General features: G+C 46.0%; 23 protein-coding genes. 22 read left to right on the top strand and 1 reads right to left on the bottom strand.

The annotated features are described in order from the left end of the window. The first annotated feature begins 1 nt into the window (after nucleotide 1). The 22 genes from PUP29_RS05830 (at nucleotide 2) to PUP29_RS05725 (ending at nucleotide 15,865) form a co-directional block, all read left to right on the top strand. Nucleotides 2-1,183, top strand: coding sequence for a phage portal protein (locus PUP29_RS05830; protein ID WP_353423992.1), 1,182 nt, complete (start codon nucleotides 2-4; stop codon nucleotides 1,181-1,183). Further along, nucleotides 1,173-1,742, top strand: coding sequence for an HK97 family phage prohead protease (locus tag PUP29_RS05825; RefSeq protein WP_353423991.1), 570 nt, complete (start codon nucleotides 1,173-1,175; stop codon nucleotides 1,740-1,742). Before PUP29_RS05830 ends, PUP29_RS05825 begins: the two co-directional genes overlap by 11 nt. Nucleotides 1,743-1,744: 2 nt before the next feature. Next, complete coding sequence (locus PUP29_RS05820) at nucleotides 1,745-2,866, top strand: phage major capsid protein (RefSeq protein WP_353423990.1); 1,122 nt, start codon at nucleotides 1,745-1,747, stop codon at nucleotides 2,864-2,866. Further along, the gene (locus PUP29_RS05815; RefSeq protein WP_353423989.1) at nucleotides 2,863-3,273 is read left to right on the top strand and encodes a hypothetical protein; all 411 of its coding nucleotides are present in this window, start codon (nucleotides 2,863-2,865) and stop codon (nucleotides 3,271-3,273) included. Before PUP29_RS05820 ends, PUP29_RS05815 begins: the two co-directional genes overlap by 4 nt. Next, a complete protein-coding gene (locus tag PUP29_RS05810; RefSeq protein ID WP_353423988.1) occupies nucleotides 3,266-3,544 on the top strand; it encodes a head-tail connector protein in 279 nt (92 codons plus the stop codon). Before PUP29_RS05815 ends, PUP29_RS05810 begins: the two co-directional genes overlap by 8 nt. Continuing rightward, the gene (locus PUP29_RS05805; protein WP_353423987.1) at nucleotides 3,537-3,839 is read left to right on the top strand and encodes a phage head closure protein; all 303 of its coding nucleotides are present in this window, start codon (nucleotides 3,537-3,539) and stop codon (nucleotides 3,837-3,839) included. Before PUP29_RS05810 ends, PUP29_RS05805 begins: the two co-directional genes overlap by 8 nt. Then, a complete protein-coding gene (locus tag PUP29_RS05800; protein WP_353423986.1) occupies nucleotides 3,839-4,222 on the top strand; it encodes an HK97 gp10 family phage protein in 384 nt (127 codons plus the stop codon). Before PUP29_RS05805 ends, PUP29_RS05800 begins: the two co-directional genes overlap by 1 nt. Next, nucleotides 4,219-4,527, top strand: coding sequence for a hypothetical protein (locus PUP29_RS05795; RefSeq protein WP_353423985.1), 309 nt, complete (start codon nucleotides 4,219-4,221; stop codon nucleotides 4,525-4,527). The genes PUP29_RS05800 and PUP29_RS05795 overlap by 4 nt, the downstream gene beginning before the upstream one ends. Before the next feature lie 2 nt (nucleotides 4,528-4,529). Then, nucleotides 4,530-5,378: a major tail protein gene (locus PUP29_RS05790; RefSeq protein WP_353423984.1), complete on the top strand. Its 849-nt coding sequence runs from the start codon at nucleotides 4,530-4,532 to the stop codon at nucleotides 5,376-5,378. Between the two features lie 283 nt (nucleotides 5,379-5,661). Then, complete coding sequence (locus tag PUP29_RS05785) at nucleotides 5,662-5,910, top strand: type II toxin-antitoxin system Phd/YefM family antitoxin (RefSeq protein ID WP_353423983.1); 249 nt, start codon at nucleotides 5,662-5,664, stop codon at nucleotides 5,908-5,910. Continuing rightward, nucleotides 5,910-6,173: a Txe/YoeB family addiction module toxin gene (locus PUP29_RS05780; protein WP_353423982.1), complete on the top strand. Its 264-nt coding sequence runs from the start codon at nucleotides 5,910-5,912 to the stop codon at nucleotides 6,171-6,173. The genes PUP29_RS05785 and PUP29_RS05780 overlap by 1 nt, the downstream gene beginning before the upstream one ends. A gap of 10 nt (nucleotides 6,174-6,183) precedes the next feature. After that, entirely contained in the window at nucleotides 6,184-6,384 is a 201-nt protein-coding gene (locus tag PUP29_RS05775) for a hypothetical protein (RefSeq protein ID WP_353423981.1), read from the top strand. Nucleotides 6,385-6,454: 70 nt separating this feature from the next. After that, nucleotides 6,455-6,847: a hypothetical protein gene (locus tag PUP29_RS05770; RefSeq protein ID WP_353423980.1), complete on the top strand. Its 393-nt coding sequence runs from the start codon at nucleotides 6,455-6,457 to the stop codon at nucleotides 6,845-6,847. A 155-nt stretch (nucleotides 6,848-7,002) separates the two neighbouring features. Beyond that, nucleotides 7,003-10,239: a hypothetical protein gene (locus PUP29_RS05765; protein ID WP_353423979.1), complete on the top strand. Its 3,237-nt coding sequence runs from the start codon at nucleotides 7,003-7,005 to the stop codon at nucleotides 10,237-10,239. Beyond that, complete coding sequence (locus PUP29_RS05760) at nucleotides 10,236-11,105, top strand: phage distal tail protein domain-containing protein (RefSeq protein ID WP_353423978.1); 870 nt, start codon at nucleotides 10,236-10,238, stop codon at nucleotides 11,103-11,105. The genes PUP29_RS05765 and PUP29_RS05760 overlap by 4 nt, the downstream gene beginning before the upstream one ends. A gap of 6 nt (nucleotides 11,106-11,111) precedes the next feature. Beyond that, nucleotides 11,112-12,182, top strand: coding sequence for a hypothetical protein (locus tag PUP29_RS05755; protein ID WP_353423977.1), 1,071 nt, complete (start codon nucleotides 11,112-11,114; stop codon nucleotides 12,180-12,182). Between the two features lie 13 nt (nucleotides 12,183-12,195). Next, entirely contained in the window at nucleotides 12,196-12,663 is a 468-nt protein-coding gene (locus PUP29_RS05750) for a hypothetical protein (protein ID WP_353423976.1), read from the top strand. Between the two features lie 2 nt (nucleotides 12,664-12,665). Next, on the top strand, nucleotides 12,666-13,160 hold the full coding sequence (locus tag PUP29_RS05745) for a hypothetical protein (protein WP_353423975.1): 495 nt from the start codon (nucleotides 12,666-12,668) through the stop codon (nucleotides 13,158-13,160). Between the two features lie 110 nt (nucleotides 13,161-13,270). Then, nucleotides 13,271-14,134 carry a tail fiber domain-containing protein gene (locus PUP29_RS05740; RefSeq protein WP_353423974.1) on the top strand — a complete coding sequence of 288 codons (864 nt, stop codon included), beginning with the start codon at nucleotides 13,271-13,273 and terminating at the stop codon, nucleotides 14,132-14,134. Between the two features lie 3 nt (nucleotides 14,135-14,137). Beyond that, on the top strand, nucleotides 14,138-14,491 hold the full coding sequence (locus PUP29_RS05735; RefSeq protein WP_079547103.1) for a hypothetical protein: 354 nt from the start codon (nucleotides 14,138-14,140) through the stop codon (nucleotides 14,489-14,491). 36 nt (nucleotides 14,492-14,527) lie between these two features. Beyond that, nucleotides 14,528-15,568: a peptidoglycan-binding protein gene (locus PUP29_RS05730; RefSeq protein ID WP_353423973.1), complete on the top strand. Its 1,041-nt coding sequence runs from the start codon at nucleotides 14,528-14,530 to the stop codon at nucleotides 15,566-15,568. An 18-nt stretch (nucleotides 15,569-15,586) separates the two neighbouring features. Continuing rightward, the gene (locus PUP29_RS05725; RefSeq protein WP_079547105.1) at nucleotides 15,587-15,865 is read left to right on the top strand and encodes a phage holin family protein; all 279 of its coding nucleotides are present in this window, start codon (nucleotides 15,587-15,589) and stop codon (nucleotides 15,863-15,865) included. Between the two features lie 262 nt (nucleotides 15,866-16,127). Here PUP29_RS05725 and PUP29_RS05720 read toward each other — a convergent pair whose 3' ends face one another. Then, nucleotides 16,128-17,135, bottom strand: a complete 1,008-nt coding sequence (locus PUP29_RS05720; RefSeq protein WP_353423972.1) for an Abi family protein — start codon at nucleotides 17,133-17,135, stop codon at nucleotides 16,128-16,130. Between the last annotated feature and the right edge of the window lie 291 nt (nucleotides 17,136-17,426).

Genomic DNA, 17,426 nt, shown 5'->3' with positions numbered 1-17,426 from the left:
AATGGGATTATTTGAAAAAATATTCAAAAGACCAAAGCCAAAAAGTGAGCCGGAAGGTTTCTTCAAAACATTAACTGCTTATACGCCAGTATTTACAACATGGGGAGGGCAGATATATGAAAGCGAGCTTGTTCGGGCTGCTATCAACGCAAGAGCAACGCATATCAGTAAACTATCTGTACAGGTGAGCGGCTCCGCAAAACCAAAACTGCAAACAAAGCTGAAGGCTGGGCCGAACGAATGGCAGACGTGGGGGCAGTTTCTATATAGATTATCTACGATTCTTGATGTAAATAACACAGCGTTTATTGTTCCGGTATTAGACTATTATCAAGAAGTAAGCGGCATTTATCCGATTCTACCAAATATGTGCGAAATCGTGCAATATAACGGTGAACCGTGGCTTCGGTATCAATTTAGATCGGGTGAGTTCGCGTCAATAGAAATGCGGAGCTGCGGGATTATGACAAAATTCCAATATTCCGATGACTTCTTCGGAGAAAGCAACGCTGCACTTGCACCGACAATGGAGTTAATTAACATTCAGAATCAAGGGATAACGGAAGGAGTCAAAAGCTCTGCCACATTTCGTTTTATGGCGAAGATCAATAACTTTACCAAAGCGGAAGATTTAGCAAAAGAGCGTCAGCGGTTCACGCGTGAAAATATGCAAAGTGGAGACGGAGGGATTTTATTGTTCCCGAATACCTATTCGGAGATACAGCAAATAAAATCAAGCCCATTTGTTATTGACGCGGAACAGATGAATATGATCCAAAAGAATGTGTTCAATTATTACGGAGTAAATGAGGACATTCTACAAAACAAAGCGTATGGAGACGCATGGAGCGCGTTTTATGAAGGAGCCATAGAGCCATTTGCAATCCAGTTTTCGGATGTAAGCACAAAAATGCTTTTCACAGAGCGGGAACGGGCTGCCGGCTCTTTTTTGATGGCAACAGCGAACCGCCTGCAATATATGAGCAATACAGAAAAATTGAATGTATCAGCGCAGATGGCAGACAGAGGAATCATGAATCGAGATGAGATAAGAGAAATATGGAATCTTCCGCCATTACCGGACGGGCAGGGGCAGGCATACACCATACGCGGCGAATATTATTTGCTTGGAGCTGATGGAAGCGTAACAAGGAAAGGAGATGACCTTACAGATGGTAAGTGAAGACAGAGAGTACAGAGCATTTGAGATGCGGGCGTCAGAAGAAGGGATGACTGTAGAAGGATACGCCGCTGTATTCAATTCGGCAGCTATTTTATATAGCTTAGATGGAATTGACTACAAAGAAGAAATAGACAGAAATGCTTTTAATAGCGCGCAAATGGCAGATGTAGTAATGAACTATAATCATCAAGGAAAACCGGTCGCAAGAACAAAAAACGGAACCTTAGAGCTATTTATTGATAATACTGGTTTGCGAATTAAAGCAAATTTGGCAGGCACAGAGGAAGGACGCCGACTTTATGAAGAAATAAAGGGCGGATATATCGACAAGATGAGTTTTGCGTTCATAGTATCGGAGGATTCTTATGATCGTAACACACATACACGGCGTATCTTGGGCTTTGATAGAATTTTCGATGTCGCAGCTGTAGATATGCCTGCATACGACGCTACAAGTATAAGCGCGCGCTCCTACTTTTCGGCGGAGGCTGAGAAGGCGAAAATGGCGGAGGCCAGAGCGAAGAAGATCAAAAAAATAAAACTAATGTTGGAGGTATAAAAATGAATCGAAGAGAAGAGATTGAAGCGCGTTTAGCCGCTATCGCAAATGAGATCGATATGGACGGAGCGGACATTGATGCGCTTACCGAAGAGGTCAGGAGCCTTAAGGAAGAATTAAAGAGAATTAAGGATGATGCCGAGAAAAGAGCAATGCTTCGCGACGAGGTAGCGAGTGGAGCGGGCGAGGTTATCCGCAGATTCGAGCCGATGAAACAGGAGGAACGCATACTGGGGGCTGACAGTAAGGAATATCGGAATGCTTTTCTGAAAGATCTGCTCGGACTTGAAATGACAAAAGAGGAGCGTGCGGCATTCGTACATACTACGGCAAATACAGCCGCGGTATTGCCGACAACTATGCTCAATCGAATTTGGGATTTAGTATCTCAACGCCATTCGATTATGGGAGATATTACGATTTACCGCACGGGAACGATTCTTGAAGTGGTAAAACATACGGCAATTGCACAAGGTGCCGCTAAGGTTGTCAAGGAAAATGCAGCCAATGATGACGAGCAGAACACCTTTGTTAAGGTTACGTTGTCCGGGAAAGATTTTTCTAAGCATGTAGATATATCTTATGCGATGGAGCGTATGAGTATTGATGCGCTTGAACAGTATCTGATTGACGAAATAAGCGCCAGCATGGGTGACGCAATGGCGGATGATGTGATCGCGCAGATCGGCACGGATATGACAAGCGGCAACAAAGTGAATAGCGCTGCAAATGATACACTGACCTTCAAAGAGCTTGCAGCTCTGTTTGGTAAGTTGAAGCGCGTGGGGGCAGTGAATGTTTATGCTACACGTGCCACGATCTATAACTATCTGGTAGGAATGGTTGATACGAATGGACGCCCGATCTTCCAGCCGTCAGCACAGGCCGGACAAGAGGGTGTTGTTCTTGGCGCGCAAATCAAAGTAGAAGATTCCGTAGCGGATAACGTAATTTTGATCGGAGACGCCCAGAGGTTCGTTTATAACATGGTACAAGACATCATGATCGAAAGCGACAAGGACATCAAAAAGCATGTAACGACTTATTCCGGTTATGCTCGTGGTTCCGGTGCGCTGATCGATCCGGATTCCTTTGCGCAGCTTACGGTGACATCGGGGGAATGATAGGCTCTGACGTTGAGATACCAGCGGCAAGTCAGAGCCTGTACGGTAAGTCCGTTGGAGAGATGATTAATGATGATGTGCTGGTAGCTAAAAGTGGCGCGGTGACTGGTACATTTAAGTATGTTACCGGATATACAGGGTTTAACGCCTCTGTTCCGGATGAACAGGAAGGTTATTATTTCCCGTTCACCCTAAAAAAGACAGGAACGCAAATGAGCTTCAAGAAGAATGGTTCTATGGGAAAAGAGAACATTCCGTTTGAAGCAAATAACGTATTCCGAGTAACACAGGGTGATTCTTTTACCGTATTGGTAGATGGTGCGGAAGTAATCACATTTACGTTCAACGGTGCTACGTTTACACCGCAGGCACGTTCTGCGAAATCGAGGGCGAAAAAGAATGCTTGAAAAGGTCAAATTGGCGCTGCGGATTGCAACGACAGCGTTTGATTCCGAATTGAATGATTTAATTAACGCGGCGCTTGCTGACCTCGGCATTGCCGGAGTAACGTCGCTGAAAGAGGATGATCCGCTTATCATACGTGCGGTAACAACATATTGCCGTGTGCATTTCGGCGAGCCTGACGATTACGACAAGATGAAAGCATCTTATGACGAACAAAAGGCGCAGCTTCAGACGGCCACGGGTTACACGGATTGGGGTGAGGACAATGGATAAATCCAAAGTCCTCACCCTTATTTCTGAAACCTATATTGTGGACGAAATAGGGCAGCAAATACCACAGGAGACGCGGCGCGACGTTTTTTGCAACATAAGCAGCGTATCTGCGGCTGAGTGGTTCGAGGCAGGCAGAAGCGGCCTAAAGCCAGAGTATCGGGCAACGATGTTTTCCTACGATTACGGCCATGAGAAAATAGTGGAGCTTGATGGCGTGCGCTACGGAGTATATCGCACATACTTGGGAAAAAATGAAAGTATAGAGCTTTATCTTGAAAGTAAGGTCGGCGTGTGATGGCAAAGAAGTGTGAGCCAGAAGGTCTTGCGAAAGCGATACAGGAAGAATTGGCACTTTATTCAAGCGGCGTAACAAAAGAAATAAAAAAGGCTGTGGATGATACGAGCAAGGAATTGCTCGATGACATCAGAGAACATGCGCCGAAAAGAACAGGAAAATATCGAAGGGCTATGGCTGTCAAGAATATTTATGAAAATGCAAATGGCAAGAAGAAGGTGTGGTATGTAAAAAAACCGCACTATAGGCTTACGCATCTTTTGGAATATGGACACGCAAAAGTCAACGGGGGGCGTGTGTCCGGGAGGCCACACATCAGACCCGCCGAGGAACGCGCTGTTAAAAAATTTGAGAAAAGAGTGGAGGAGGCTGTAAAAGGATGACGGCACAAGATTTATATGATGCGCTAAAAAAAACCGGATATCCGGTAACTTATAGTCATTTCGATACGCCACAGCGGCCACCATTTATAACGTATATCATGGCGTATACGGAAAACTTTTTTTCGGATAACAGAACAGCAGCGGTCGTGAACAGGTGGCAAGTGGAGCTTTATACAGGGAAAAAAGACGTAGAAGCGGAAGAAACGGTAGAAAACGCACTTAGAGAATTTTGTTGGAACAAAACAGAGACTTTTATTGATGATGAAAAAGTCTTTCAGATTATTTATGAAATATCGGAGGTTTAATTATGGCTAACAAAGTGCAATTCGGTTTGAGCAACGTATGGTTTGCTCTGCTGAACATAGGTAGTAATGGAGAAGTGGAATACGGTACGCCGCACAAACACCCAGGAGCGGTCAATCTGACGCTCGATCCGAACGGCAGCGACACGCCGTTTTATGCGGATAACATAACGTACTACACGGCGTCGGCGAATCAGGGATATACTGGTTCTATTGAAATGGCGTTGTTTGACGAGTGGTTCCAAACAAACGTGCTCGGGAATACGCTGGATGAAAACGGGGTAATGGTCGAGAACGCGAACACGAATCCCAAACCTGTGGCTATACTGTATCAGGTGGAAGGTGACGAAAAGGCCGCGCGGCGCGTTCTATATAACGTACAGGTGAGCCGCGGTTCCGATACAGCTGCGACAAAGGGAGAGACAACGGAGCCGCAGACCTCTACTATGAATATTACGGTAAGTCCGCTCCCTGAAAGCGGCATCGTAAGGGCGCATACCACGCAGAACACCGATGCGGAAACGTTTAACGCTTGGTACAACGAGGTCTATATCCCATCCGGTGAGTTTACGGCAGACGTGACGCTGCAAAGCCTTTCGCTCGGAACGGTAACACTTGAGCCGACGTTTGCGCCGGAAACAGTTTCGTATACAGCGACAACAACAAATGCTACTAACACGATCAACGCGCAGGCAAATGACCCGAATGCTACTGTGTCGATCATGGCAAATGATGCGCCAGTATCAAACGGTTCCGCGATCACATGGCAGGAAGGTTCTAATACTGTTGTTATTACGGTAGAAAATGGCGGACAATCTAAAGATTATACGATCACGGTGACAAAGGGAGCATAGTCATTGACTGCCAAAACCTGAAATTGTATATTTAAGTTGCCGAAAACCTAATAGGTAGTATAGCAAGAGTTTGTACAAGAGCGCTTGCTTATTTGAGTATGATTTTTGTTGTGTTATCTAAGGTTTTCGGCAAAAACTAATGAGCAAACGCTATTTTGAGTTCGCCTATTTTATACCATATAAAATCAAATGAAACCGATCAGAAATGGGCGGTTTTATGTTTGAATAGATTGACAGCCTATCATATGTACGCTATAATGTACATATAAAGGAGGCGAGCAGGATGTTAAATACGAATGCGACAAATTTTAGGAAAAATATGTTCAGTTTGCTTGAACAGACAGTTAAATATAATCAACCTGTGCAGATTACCACGAAAGATGGAAATGCGGTCATGATAAGCGAGGAAGATTATAACGGTCTGATGGAAACGATGTATTTGAATTCTGTTCCGGGCTTAGTTGATGAAATTAAGGCTGCTGCGGCGGAACCGCTTGAAGAATGCGTGCCGGAAAATGAGGTCGAATGGTAATGTACCGGATCGTATATTCCAAAAAATCATTAAAACACGTTCAGAATATAAAGGCAGTGAACCTTGAAAAGCAAATCAAGGAGCTTATGAATGTCTTGCGGGAGAATCCGTTTCGCAATCCGCCGCCATATGAAAAATTGCAGGGAGAGTTGAAAGGATTTTATTCCAGAAGGATAAACGCGAAGCACAGGCTTGTATATCAGGTGTATGAAAGCGAAAATACAGTCAAGATATTAAGAATGTGGACACATTACGAATTTTGATGGAGGATCTATGAAATCGTTAATACAAATCATCGTTATATGTTTACTGATGATACTGCTGATTTACTTTATCAGTTCTGTTTTTAATGAATGGTTTTGGCTGTATATTGTAATTGGTGTAGCCGCTGCTATCGCGGTGGCAGTACTGATACACAAAAAGGCGTGTAAAACGTCTGTGAAGCGAAACGGCCAGAATATTGTGAATAAATAAAATAGAAAGAATATAAAGACGCTCACAAACGTGGGTGTCTTTTATTATACAAAAAATTAGGAGATATGAAATGGAAAAAGTGATAAAAATTGGAGATAAAGACGTAAGATTAAAGGCCAACGCAATGCAGGCCATCATCTACCGCCGTGAATTTGGGCGGGACATTATGGAAGTTCAAGGCAGCATCATGAAGATGATGAATTTTGACAAAGCAGGAAACGCTACATTTAATTTAGACGGTATTGGAAATCTGGACAGCGTTGGGATCGTTCAAGTGATCTGGACGATGGCAAAAGCCGCAGACGCTTCCGTGCCGCCACTTGAACAATGGCTTGAACAATTCGATGCGTTTCCAATAATGGACGTGTTCGCGGAGACTTACGAGCTTATTTTAGCTAACTTTATTTCTACGACACGAATAAAAAACAGAAAAGCGGCGGGAAGCTCACGACGCAAGGGTTGATTGCGGCTGCGATAAACAGCGGGTTTTCCGTCGCGGATTTTGAATTTATGACAATCGGAATGTTGCAGGATGTCCTTTCAGAGTTCACACCCGAAAAAGACAGGATATATATTGCAACGCAAGAGGATATCGACAAATATCTATGAGGTTAAGACATGGCACAAAGGATAAAGGGAATTACTGTCGAGATCGGCGGTGATACACAGCCGTTAAATAAGGCGTTAAAGGATGTAAGCAAGACTGCATCATCTTTGAATAGCGAACTGCGCGTTATAGATAAGCTACTTAAATTAGACCCGACTAATACAACGCTATTGGCACAAAAACAGGAAGTGCTGGCAAAGTCTATAGAGAATACAACGAAAAAACTGAACGTCCTTAAGTCAGCGCAGGAGCAGGCGAAAGCGCAACTTGAACGCGGAGAAATCGGCGCAGACCAATACAGGGCATTAGAAAGACAAGTCATATCTACCGAAAATTCGTTAAATCGCCTGCAAAATGAAGCGCAGCAAACAGATGAAGCATTCGATAAAATGGGAAATGCTGCACAAAAAAGCGAGAAAGATATGAAATCGCTAAGTGTAGGCGGAGTAGCCCTCGGAACAGTTTTAGGAAACGTCGCAACAAAATTGCTAGAATTTGCTGGCAGCGCTGTAACATTTCTGACGGATGCGGTAGAGGAAACGAAAGAGTTTCGTTCTGATTTATCAAAACTGGAACAGAACGCAAAAGCAGCGGGGACGGGCATAGACGATGTAACTGACGATCTGGAATATTTTGTCGCAATTACCGACGAAACGGATTCCTCTGTAGAGGCTTTGTCTAACCTTTTGAAAGCGGGATTCACAGGGGAAACGCTGACCGACGCTGTGAACAATCTTTCCGGCGCTGTCGTTGCGTTCCCGGACACGCTTAAAATAGAATCCCTTGCAGATTCCTTGCAGGAAACGCTTGCGACCGGAGAGGCGACGGGGCAGTATGGGGAGCTGTTAGAGCGCTTAGGCGTAAATCTTGAGGACTTTAACAAAGGATTGCAGAAATGCACGACCTCCGCGGAAAAACAGCAATATGCGGTGGATATCCTCGCCAAAAACGGCATGGCAGACCTCAACGCGCAGTATAAAGAAGCGAATGCGGATTTGATCGCGTATTCTACGGCGCAGACGCGATACACGGAAATGCTCTCCAAAGTAGGCGCGGCGATGCAGCCTGTTATGACGGCGCTCACCGATACCAAGACGTTGCTTCTCGAAGGAATGATACCTGCGCTTGAAACAACAGGGCAGGCATTGAGTGAAAAGCTTGCGAGCCCGTCTGTGCAAAACTCAATCAAAAAAATCGGAGAGTTTTTGGGAGGAGCCGCTAAAGCATTTGCGGATTTTGCAATTTTTGTGATAGAGAACGGAGAGGTTATTTTAACGGTAGTCGGTAGCATCGCAGCAGGTTTCGCTGCATGGAAGATATCAAGTATTATAGGGAATGTCGTTAAATCTCTCGGAACATTTGTTACGGCGATTAAAAACGCAGCAAGCGGAGCCGTAAGCGCGATACAGTCTATCAATGCGGCAAGCATGAGTACAATTATAGGAGCAATCGTAACCGTTGTATCTTTAGTTATTAGTTTTGCATCAGAACTCGGTAAGGCGTCTGATGAAATGGAAGAATTAAAAAGCGCATCACAGGATTTGTCTGGATCAATAGAAGATACAGCAATAATATTTAATGAATCGGAAGCGGCGTATGCGGCTACAAAGAATATTGCAGACGATCTGCTTGCAACCATGATGCGGTACAACGATGAATTAAAGCAAGGAAATCATTCGGAGACGGAAGCCGCGGCAAAGCGGCAAATGCTTGCGCAGGTGACTGAACAATACAACTCAACCGTTGGTGGAACTGCTGCGACAATCAATGAAGCAACGGGTCTATTGAACGAAAGTACAATTGAAATACAAAACAATACAGATGCCCTCCTGAAAAATGCCCGCGCGCAAGCCTATCAGGAAGCGTTTACGGATATCATGCGCGAGCAGGTCGAGATCGAGAAAAACAGAATTATGGCTGTTGAAGCGATCCAAAAAAATATGGGTGACCTGACCGAGGAACAACAAAATTACATCAATGGGCTCATAGAAGCCGGAAACTGGACAGAACTTGCATCAGAATTTCAATACTCGTGGAACAAGGAGTTGAAATCAGCAGGCGAAGTTTTAGCTAATACTGTAGATCAAGAAGAACTAACAGCGGATCAGTTGGAATACTTAACAAAAGTAGCAAATGAGAATGAGATCGCATTTGACGGAAACACAGAATCCGTGGACAGAAATGCGGAGGCGGTTTCAAACCTAACTGAAGCCCAAGCATTGCAACTTCTCCGTATGCAGGAGAATGGGCAGGCTTTAGATGAGGAGCAGACTAAACAGCTTGATACATATAAAGCCAAAAATGAAGAGCAATATAATTCGCTGACGGAACTCGTCCAGAAAGAGCAAGAGCTACAGCAAAAGCGTTTAGAAATTCTGACCAATAGTAATGACGCGATAAACTACGAAGATCAGATTTCCTTGAAAGAACGAATAGACAATTTAAATTCCAATACACAAGCCGTTTTAGATTATGAATCTGGCCTTGCAGAACTGCGGCAGCAAGCAGAATTGCAGAGTAACGAATCTATGAAAAACAATATGCTTGCATATATCGAAACACTCGGTGACTATAGCAAGGATTCTATGGCAATCGTAAGTCAGATGGTAGCAGACTTCGGTGAAGGTGGCGGAAATATGGCATGGGCTTTAGCGAATGCCTATGGAAATGCGCTTAGTGTTGCAAAGCCCGGAATGGACGCTAAAACGCATGAAGTGGGGTACAGCGCAGAAGAAGCAGGCGGTGCCGGAATAGCGTCAAATGATGCGATGCAAACAGAATTTGAATCCTCTATGCAGGATACGCTGAACAGAGTGAGCGACATGATAGGCGAAAACGGCCCCTTTTATTGGCTCGGTATCGGAATCATCAACCGCCTTGCGTCCGGCATGCGGGACATGGCATGGAAACTGCATGATGTGGCAGACAATGTCGTCAGTACGCTGAAAAGCAAATTTAATTTCGAGATATCCGTATCGAGTACAGGAAGCGGCGCAAAATTCCAGAGCTTTGCAACAGGCGGTATCATCTCGCGTGAACAGATCGTACGGGTAGCGGAGCGCGGGCCGGAGGCGATCATACCGCTTGACCGTTTAGGCGGTATCATTCAGGGTGTGCTGGATAACAACGGAGGCGGCAGCGGCGGCAACACGTATCAGCTTAATGTATATACTAGTGATTTAAGTGACGGCGCTCAAGTGCGACTATTCAAGAATTTCAGCAAATGGGCAGGCAGGAGGTTAGATTGAGAAGATTCTATTTAGAGGACAATACAGGCCGCAGGCTTTCCCTGCAGGACAATAAACGCTTCATGTGGGAGCCGTCCGGCCTCGGCTATGCGGAGGACATCGGTTTCGTGCAGGTGGAATACGGCTTTTTCTCGGAATCCTCACGGGATTACGCGCAGCCGAGTATCAGCGGAACGATGGTGTTTATGCCGGATGTGCAGGAGCCCTATCAAACCTATCAGGAGTTTGTGGACTGGGTGAACAGCGCGGAGGGCCTGCAGCTCGTCTACGTACCGTACGGAACGCGGGAGCTATACGTTGATGTGATCGTGACGGGGCTCGAGCTTTCGGAAAAGGAACTGACAGGGGTGCTCGAATGCCCGGTCACATTCACGGGCACAAGCCCGTACCACAAAAAGAACCCGCTGACGTTTCTGTTCAGGACGGAGGAAAGCATCAATCCAATGAAGTTTACGTTCAAGTTTCCGTTTAAATTTTCAGATAGTGGTGCGGGAGACGCACAGGTCTTTACTCCTCAGGGGCATTTCCCGGCGGCAATGGAGCTGACTATCAACGGGCCGTGCTCGAATATCTACTTCAAGGTCGAGGACAACGCCACGGGCGCGCTGATCGGAGCGCTCGACCTGTCCGGCGTATCAGTCGCGGCAGGAGATCATATCTACTATTCTTCCCGTCCGAACGCTGACGGGGTGTGGAAAGTGAGCGGAAACACCAGAACTGATCTTGTGGAATCGCTGAACGAGAACGTAGCAAACTTCTTCACGCTCCCGGTCGGGAAAGAAGTGCGGGCGACGCTGACAGCGGACACAACGGCAGGAACGGAGATAACGCACGTTCTGCATGTGCACGAGTATTTCAAGGGGTGATGCATAGTGATAACGTACATACGGGACCGCCATACATTCGCCCTCAAGCACCACGCGACGGCGCTCACCTACGACATGACCGTGCAGTCCATCTATGATGAAGTTTCGGACTTCAAAATACGCGGGAACGAATCTTCGGCAAAGGCCGGGGATTTTTTCTTTACGGAGGGATTCTTCGGGATCATCAAGGAGGTGGACAAGGACAGGGAGACGCTGGATATCACCTGCAATGACATTGACACGCTGTTTGCGCGGGATATCCCGGACGACCCCGGAACGGTCGGCGAGAGTATCGAGCAGTATATAAAATCGCTGATCGACAAGTATTACGTCAAACTATCCGACGCGGTATACGCCACGCCGTTTTTAACGGTGATCGCATCTACATCGACGACGGGAAGCGCATTGCCGGATGTGGAGGACGGAGTTTGGAATATCAAGTCGTATCTGTCAAAGGTGAGGCGATTATATAACATTCATACTTCGTATTCGGTAGTAAACGGTGGGCTTGTGATGCGGCTCTTCCACCGCGACAGGCAGACGCATAAAATCTTCCTCGACCTTTCGGACTATGAGATTTTAGAGGAATCGTTCGCACATGAGGCGATCGGAAAGATAACGACCATAGCGGAGGACACCGGGGCGCGGCAGGATTGGTACTTGCTTACAGATGGCACGATCACGAACACTTACACCGATGAAAACCGGGTGGATGGCACATGGGAAATATTGAATGTGAGCGAGGCGGAGGACGCTGCGGAGGAGGTCAAAAACAAATTCGCGGAGAACAGCGATTCGCACCTCATCGAGTTTGCGTGCAGTAAAGAATATAATTTCTATGACAATCTGATTGTTCGCACGAAAGACGGGCAGGTTCTATCGAGTTACATCTCCGCGATCCGCAAAAGCAGCGACCGGAGCAAGAACGTATACAAGAGCGGCGAGCTGCGGATCATGCTGGACGAAAAGCTGAACCTTTGGAAGCGGGAACAGCCGCAGACGGCAGGAGCGGCGCAAAGCATTGAGATCGAGGCGGAAGCAATTACAAATGAAGAATTGGAGGGAATGCTGAAATGAGGAGGAAAGACGGATGGCGCTGAATGGGATCATTTTTGAGGAAAGGAACAACACGGCAAAGAATTGGCGCAGGATATTTCAAAATATGCACGGAGACGGCATATTGAGAGGGTGCGACGTGACCTTTACGTCCAACTCGATCACAGTAGGAGACGGAGTGTTTATACTGGCCGGAGGGATCATATCAAACGACGGGGCGGACACGATCGCGGTAACTCCAACGCTTACAGACGGATATGTCCGTCTTAAATGCCGGGTAGATATGACGCAGGAAGCGCTTGAAACAGGGCCCGGACAAGTAGAATGGCTCATGGAGTTTTCAACGACAACGACGTTTCCGGCGCTGACACAGGAAGATATAAACGGCACGGGGAGCATCTATGAGGGAGAGATCGCGGTCTTGCAGATCGTGAGCGGAAACATCACGGGAAAGGTAAGCGTGATGAATACGGTATATGGAGCGAATAGTGAGGATTTTTAAAAATGGCAATCAAATATTTAGATAGCAACGGTGTTTTATATTTATGGCAGAAGCTAAAAGCGTTTGTCAGCAGCGCAATTTCAAATAAGGTGGATAAGGTAAACGGTAAGGGGCTTTCCGCGAACGACTATACGACAGCGGAAAAAGAAAAGCTGGCGGGGATAGAAGCGGGGGCAAATAAATATATGCACCCGGATAGCCACCCTGCCAGTATGATAAGTGGTCTCGACGCGGCGATACAAGAGAAAGTAGCGGCGGCCGGACATTTAAAGCGTGAGATCGCAGCCGCTCTGCCGGAGCCGTCGGCGGCAGATGGTAACACGATCTATATGATCCGGAAATCATCGGGCGCCGATGGGAACCTATACGATGAATATATGCTGATCGACGGAGCGATGGAACGGCTCGGAGATACTGCGGTGGATATGACGGGATATGTGAAAGAAAGCGACCTTGCTGCAATCACGAATGGGGAAATAGATGAGATATGCGTATGAGGTGAACGATGTTTGTTTTTTTGAATAAGGCGGGGCTTGCCCGGCTATGGGAAAAGATCAAAGCGCTCGTTGCGGCACACGACTGCGGCGAAGATTTTTAGGAGGAAGCTATGTTTAAAAGGCACAGACAAATGACAGGCGCGGCAGCGCCGGAAAATGCTGAATATGGGGATATCGTCATTTTAAAAAACGGATCATTTTTTGTCGTAGACGAAAATGGTGATCTGATAGGGTTCATGACAAAAGACGGCGGAGTGTTCACAGGGGATATCAGCGTAAAAAACGTGATACCAAGCGTTGGAGGAGTAAGCACGTTAGGTACTGCTGCAAAAGAATGGAACAATATCTACACACAGAACGTTTCAAGGAACGCGGCGGGATATTTAGTCTTACGATGCGACGATGATGTCATGGTAACGGACGAAAGCGGGGCATATCTGCGTGGTATTCGGGTAGGAGCGGGCAATGTGTCAAACGGTAACGCGCTGTTCGTGGGGGATTACCAAAGCTCATGCGGCGTGTTGTCTACGACGGCGTTTTACGTAGGGAATATTCAAGGGACTGCGCTGCAAACGATCTATGCGCAAAATATAAGCGGTTCTGCGAAACGGTTCAAAGAGGATATCCGGGAGCTGACGCCGGAAGAAGCGGAAAAGGTACTTAAAATGCTCCCGGTGGCTTTTAAATGGAAAGAGGGAGCGCCGTGGTCGGGCGAATCCATTTCATTCATTGCGGACGACGTGGAGGAGATCGACGACCGATTCGTCTTTTATTCGGAGGACGCGGACGGAAATAGGCAGGTAGAGGGATTGCAGGTAAATCCGTTCCTTGCAGCGTTTGGGTTCCTGATAAAGGAAAACCGAAAAAGAATTGTGGAGCTTGAGGAAAAGGCGGAAAAATTCGATGCGCTTTCCGCGCTCCTTGTGGAAAAAGGGATATTGACACAGGAAGAGATAGACGGGCTGGGGGAATGAGACATGGGGATCGTAGAAGCAGTCGTAACGGTAGCCGTGGCGATCTTGGGAGCGGGTGGCATCGTTACGATCTATCTAAAGCATCGGCTGGATAAAGAGCGGGACGAAGAACGCCGGAAACGGGAGGCGGAGGCGGAGCGCCGGAAACAGCTTGTGCTGATCGAGAATGACATAGACCTTGCGAAAAGCAAAGAGTGGATGGCGCTCGGCAAGATATTGAAATCCATTGTGGACTGCCTGCACGGAGAAAAGCCGAACGGACAGCTTACGGCGGCCTATGATAATTACTTAAAATCAGCGGAAGAATCCGAGCTTCTCTACAAAAAGAAGCGGATTTTTTTAGACAGTGAACAATGACGCATCTGCGTCTTTTTTATTAGAAAGGAGTTTAGTATGCAAAAAATAGCAAGACAGACAATGATCGATTTTGTCAAACAGGAAGCAGCGCGTGGCTCAATTTATGTATGGGGAGCGCAGGGGCAGCGCGGCGGACAGATCACCGAGGATTGGATCAGAAAAATGGAAACGTCCGCAACGAACGCGAACAGAGCCATTTCTCTTTGGAAGAAAAATAAGGGGAAATACGATCCGAACATGATCGGCGCGTTTGATTGCTCCGGCCTGATCGGCGCGTGCCTCAACGCGAACGGAAACGCGGGATTTGACGATACGGCAGACGGCTATAGGAATCGGTGCGTTTCCATAGATAAAGGCGCCCTGCAGGCTGGCGATCTCGTTTTTGAGTACAGCAACGGAAAGTCCGGTCACGTTGGCGTGTATATTGGAGACGGAAAGGTTATAGAGGCACGGGGCCGTGATTATGGAGTTGTAGAAACAGACCTGAATGCGCGGAACTGGAAGAAATACGGCAGGCCGGATTTCATGTATACAGATGGAAATGCTCCGGCCGCTCCATCGGAGCCGACCTACACCAAAAAGGCATTCACACTTGACCATGTTGTGAAGAAAGGGAGCAAGGAAGCGGCGGTCGGTTCTATCCAGAACAATCTGCTTGCGATGGGCTATGATCTGGGAAGCACCGGGATCGACAACAACTTTGGCACAAAGACGGACGCCGCTGTAAGGGACGTTCAGAAGAACGGCGGCGTGAAGATAGACGGGCAGGTCGGCAAAAATACAACGCCTTTGCTCGGCGGGACGTGGACGGAAAAGAGCGCGCCCGCGGCGTCTATCCCGGCGCTGACACGCAATTTAAAGCTGGCCTCTCCCATGATGCGCGGAGACGATGTGCGGCAGGCGCAGGAGCGTCTGGAAAAGCACCTTGCACAGCCGGGCAGGATAGACGGCGTATTCGGGAACAGTACGAAAGAAGCAGTCATACGGTTCCAGCAGGCGAGGAAAAACGAGGGCCGGGACATTGGAGAAGTGGACGGCGTGATTGGGCCGAAAACGTGGGCGATCTTGTGGGAATAAGGAAAGGAGGATTAAGCAATGGAAGTATTAGAACAGTACGCAATACCAATTGTTATGGGTATCTGCTTTGGCCTTGGGTTTGTGCTGAAGCACGCGGTCACAAAGCTGCCGAATAACTGGATTCCGGCGATTCTGGTTGTTATTGGCGTGATCGTCAATTCATGGCTCGAAGCGTGGGCATTCACGCCGGAGATCCTGATCGGCGGTATTGCAAGCGGACTTTTGAGCGTCGGTTTGTTTGAGACGGCAAAGACGCTGATCGACCGGGTGAAGAATGCATTTAGTACGAAAGAGTAACAAATTGGCGGGGGCGAAAGCTCCCGCTTTTTTGTTTGCGTATAAGAAAAACGGAAAATCAATAGAACAACGCCGCGAAAAAGCATTTATCTATAAAAAAAATCGCGATTTTTTTATAGATAAATATGGTTTTTTGTAAAAAAAAGAAGCCCGACGCATCAGGCTTCCTTAGGCTTCCATCTTAACAAATTAAGATTTCCACCCCAATTACAATTATAATATACCACACCACGGAGAAGATAATCAACATTTATCTGAAAATTTACGAGTTTTTAACAAATGCTTTCAATTGAGCGAGCTTTGTTCGCGTATTTGTGCGCACAATATAATTGTATTCGTTAAGCTGGAAATCTGCACGAAATGCTTCAATGCATTTCTCGAATTCGCGTATGATTCTATTTAGCTCGGTTTTGCTAATTCGTAATCCTTTTAGTAAATAAACAATTAGCACCAAATAATCCAAAATTGATTCAAATGTTACATCGTCAACTCCCGTATTTTGCGAAATACAGTACTTAAAATCACCACGAATATTTTTAGGTTCGCTAAAACGTGATACATCAAATATTACATGATTATGGGCAATTGCATTGCGTAAGCTGTTTAGAGCAAAAACTACATCGACAATTAAGCGATTTTTACTTTTAATCTTGCAATTGCACGGATTTAAGCTTAATTTATCAACGATTTTCTGCTTGGTGCTTATATTTAAAGCTTTGATAAAATTACCGAATTTCCCCATACTAATTACTTCAAAAATTGCCCAAATAGGAACGGGTCTATCCGAATTGTAATAATGTCTCACGCTTGCTGTGTTTTTGCTATAATTAAAGGATAGCATACTATGCGTGTCGTCTCGCACCTTGCAGCGTAATAAGTATAGCTGTTTGTAAGCATCGCTATTAGATGGATAAGCCTTGTATGCGGTGAGTAGCTTGTTATAAATGTCGTTAAAGCTACTACTGTTGCATTCGCACATGACAATTTCTGCGGCATAGTTCTTCAACGCAGTTTCTATAAACATGATTTGGCTATAAAAAAGAGACTTTAAATTCATGTCAAATCTATTTAGCGCCATTACTTCGTTAAAATTATTAAACGGAATTTTATTTCGTGGTGTTATTATGTATCGATAGCCCTTAAAGCCGTGGAAGTAGCCGATGTTTTTTAAGTTTCTTTTTTGCGTACTCCCACCAATTGAAATTGCATGGTTGTTCCGTAAGTGCCTCATTAGAGAATCTATTGTTTTAAAGCTACCATCTTTCCCCATTATCAAGGCTCCTTATTAGTTATAAATATATTTTACATCGCAAATATTAAATACGTCAACTGCTCGATGGTAATTCATATAGCGATTGGCGCTCCATCGACTGGCTCACCTCCCACGGATGGGGAACCGGATTAGACAACTAAAGACCGCCTGCATCGGGTTGATGTGGGCGGTTTTTTGATTTTATAAACCTATGTAGATAATTCTAATTTTATATTGCTTTCATTAAAAATGAGGATTAAAATGAAAGCACAAAACAGTTTTTACATACATCAGATAAAAGGGAATAGT

Source organism: Christensenella massiliensis (assembly GCF_040409835.1).
In the GTDB taxonomy this organism is placed as follows: domain Bacteria; phylum Bacillota; class Clostridia; order Christensenellales; family Christensenellaceae; genus Christensenella; species Christensenella massiliensis.
This window is presented reverse-complemented; position numbering and strand designations above follow the sequence as displayed.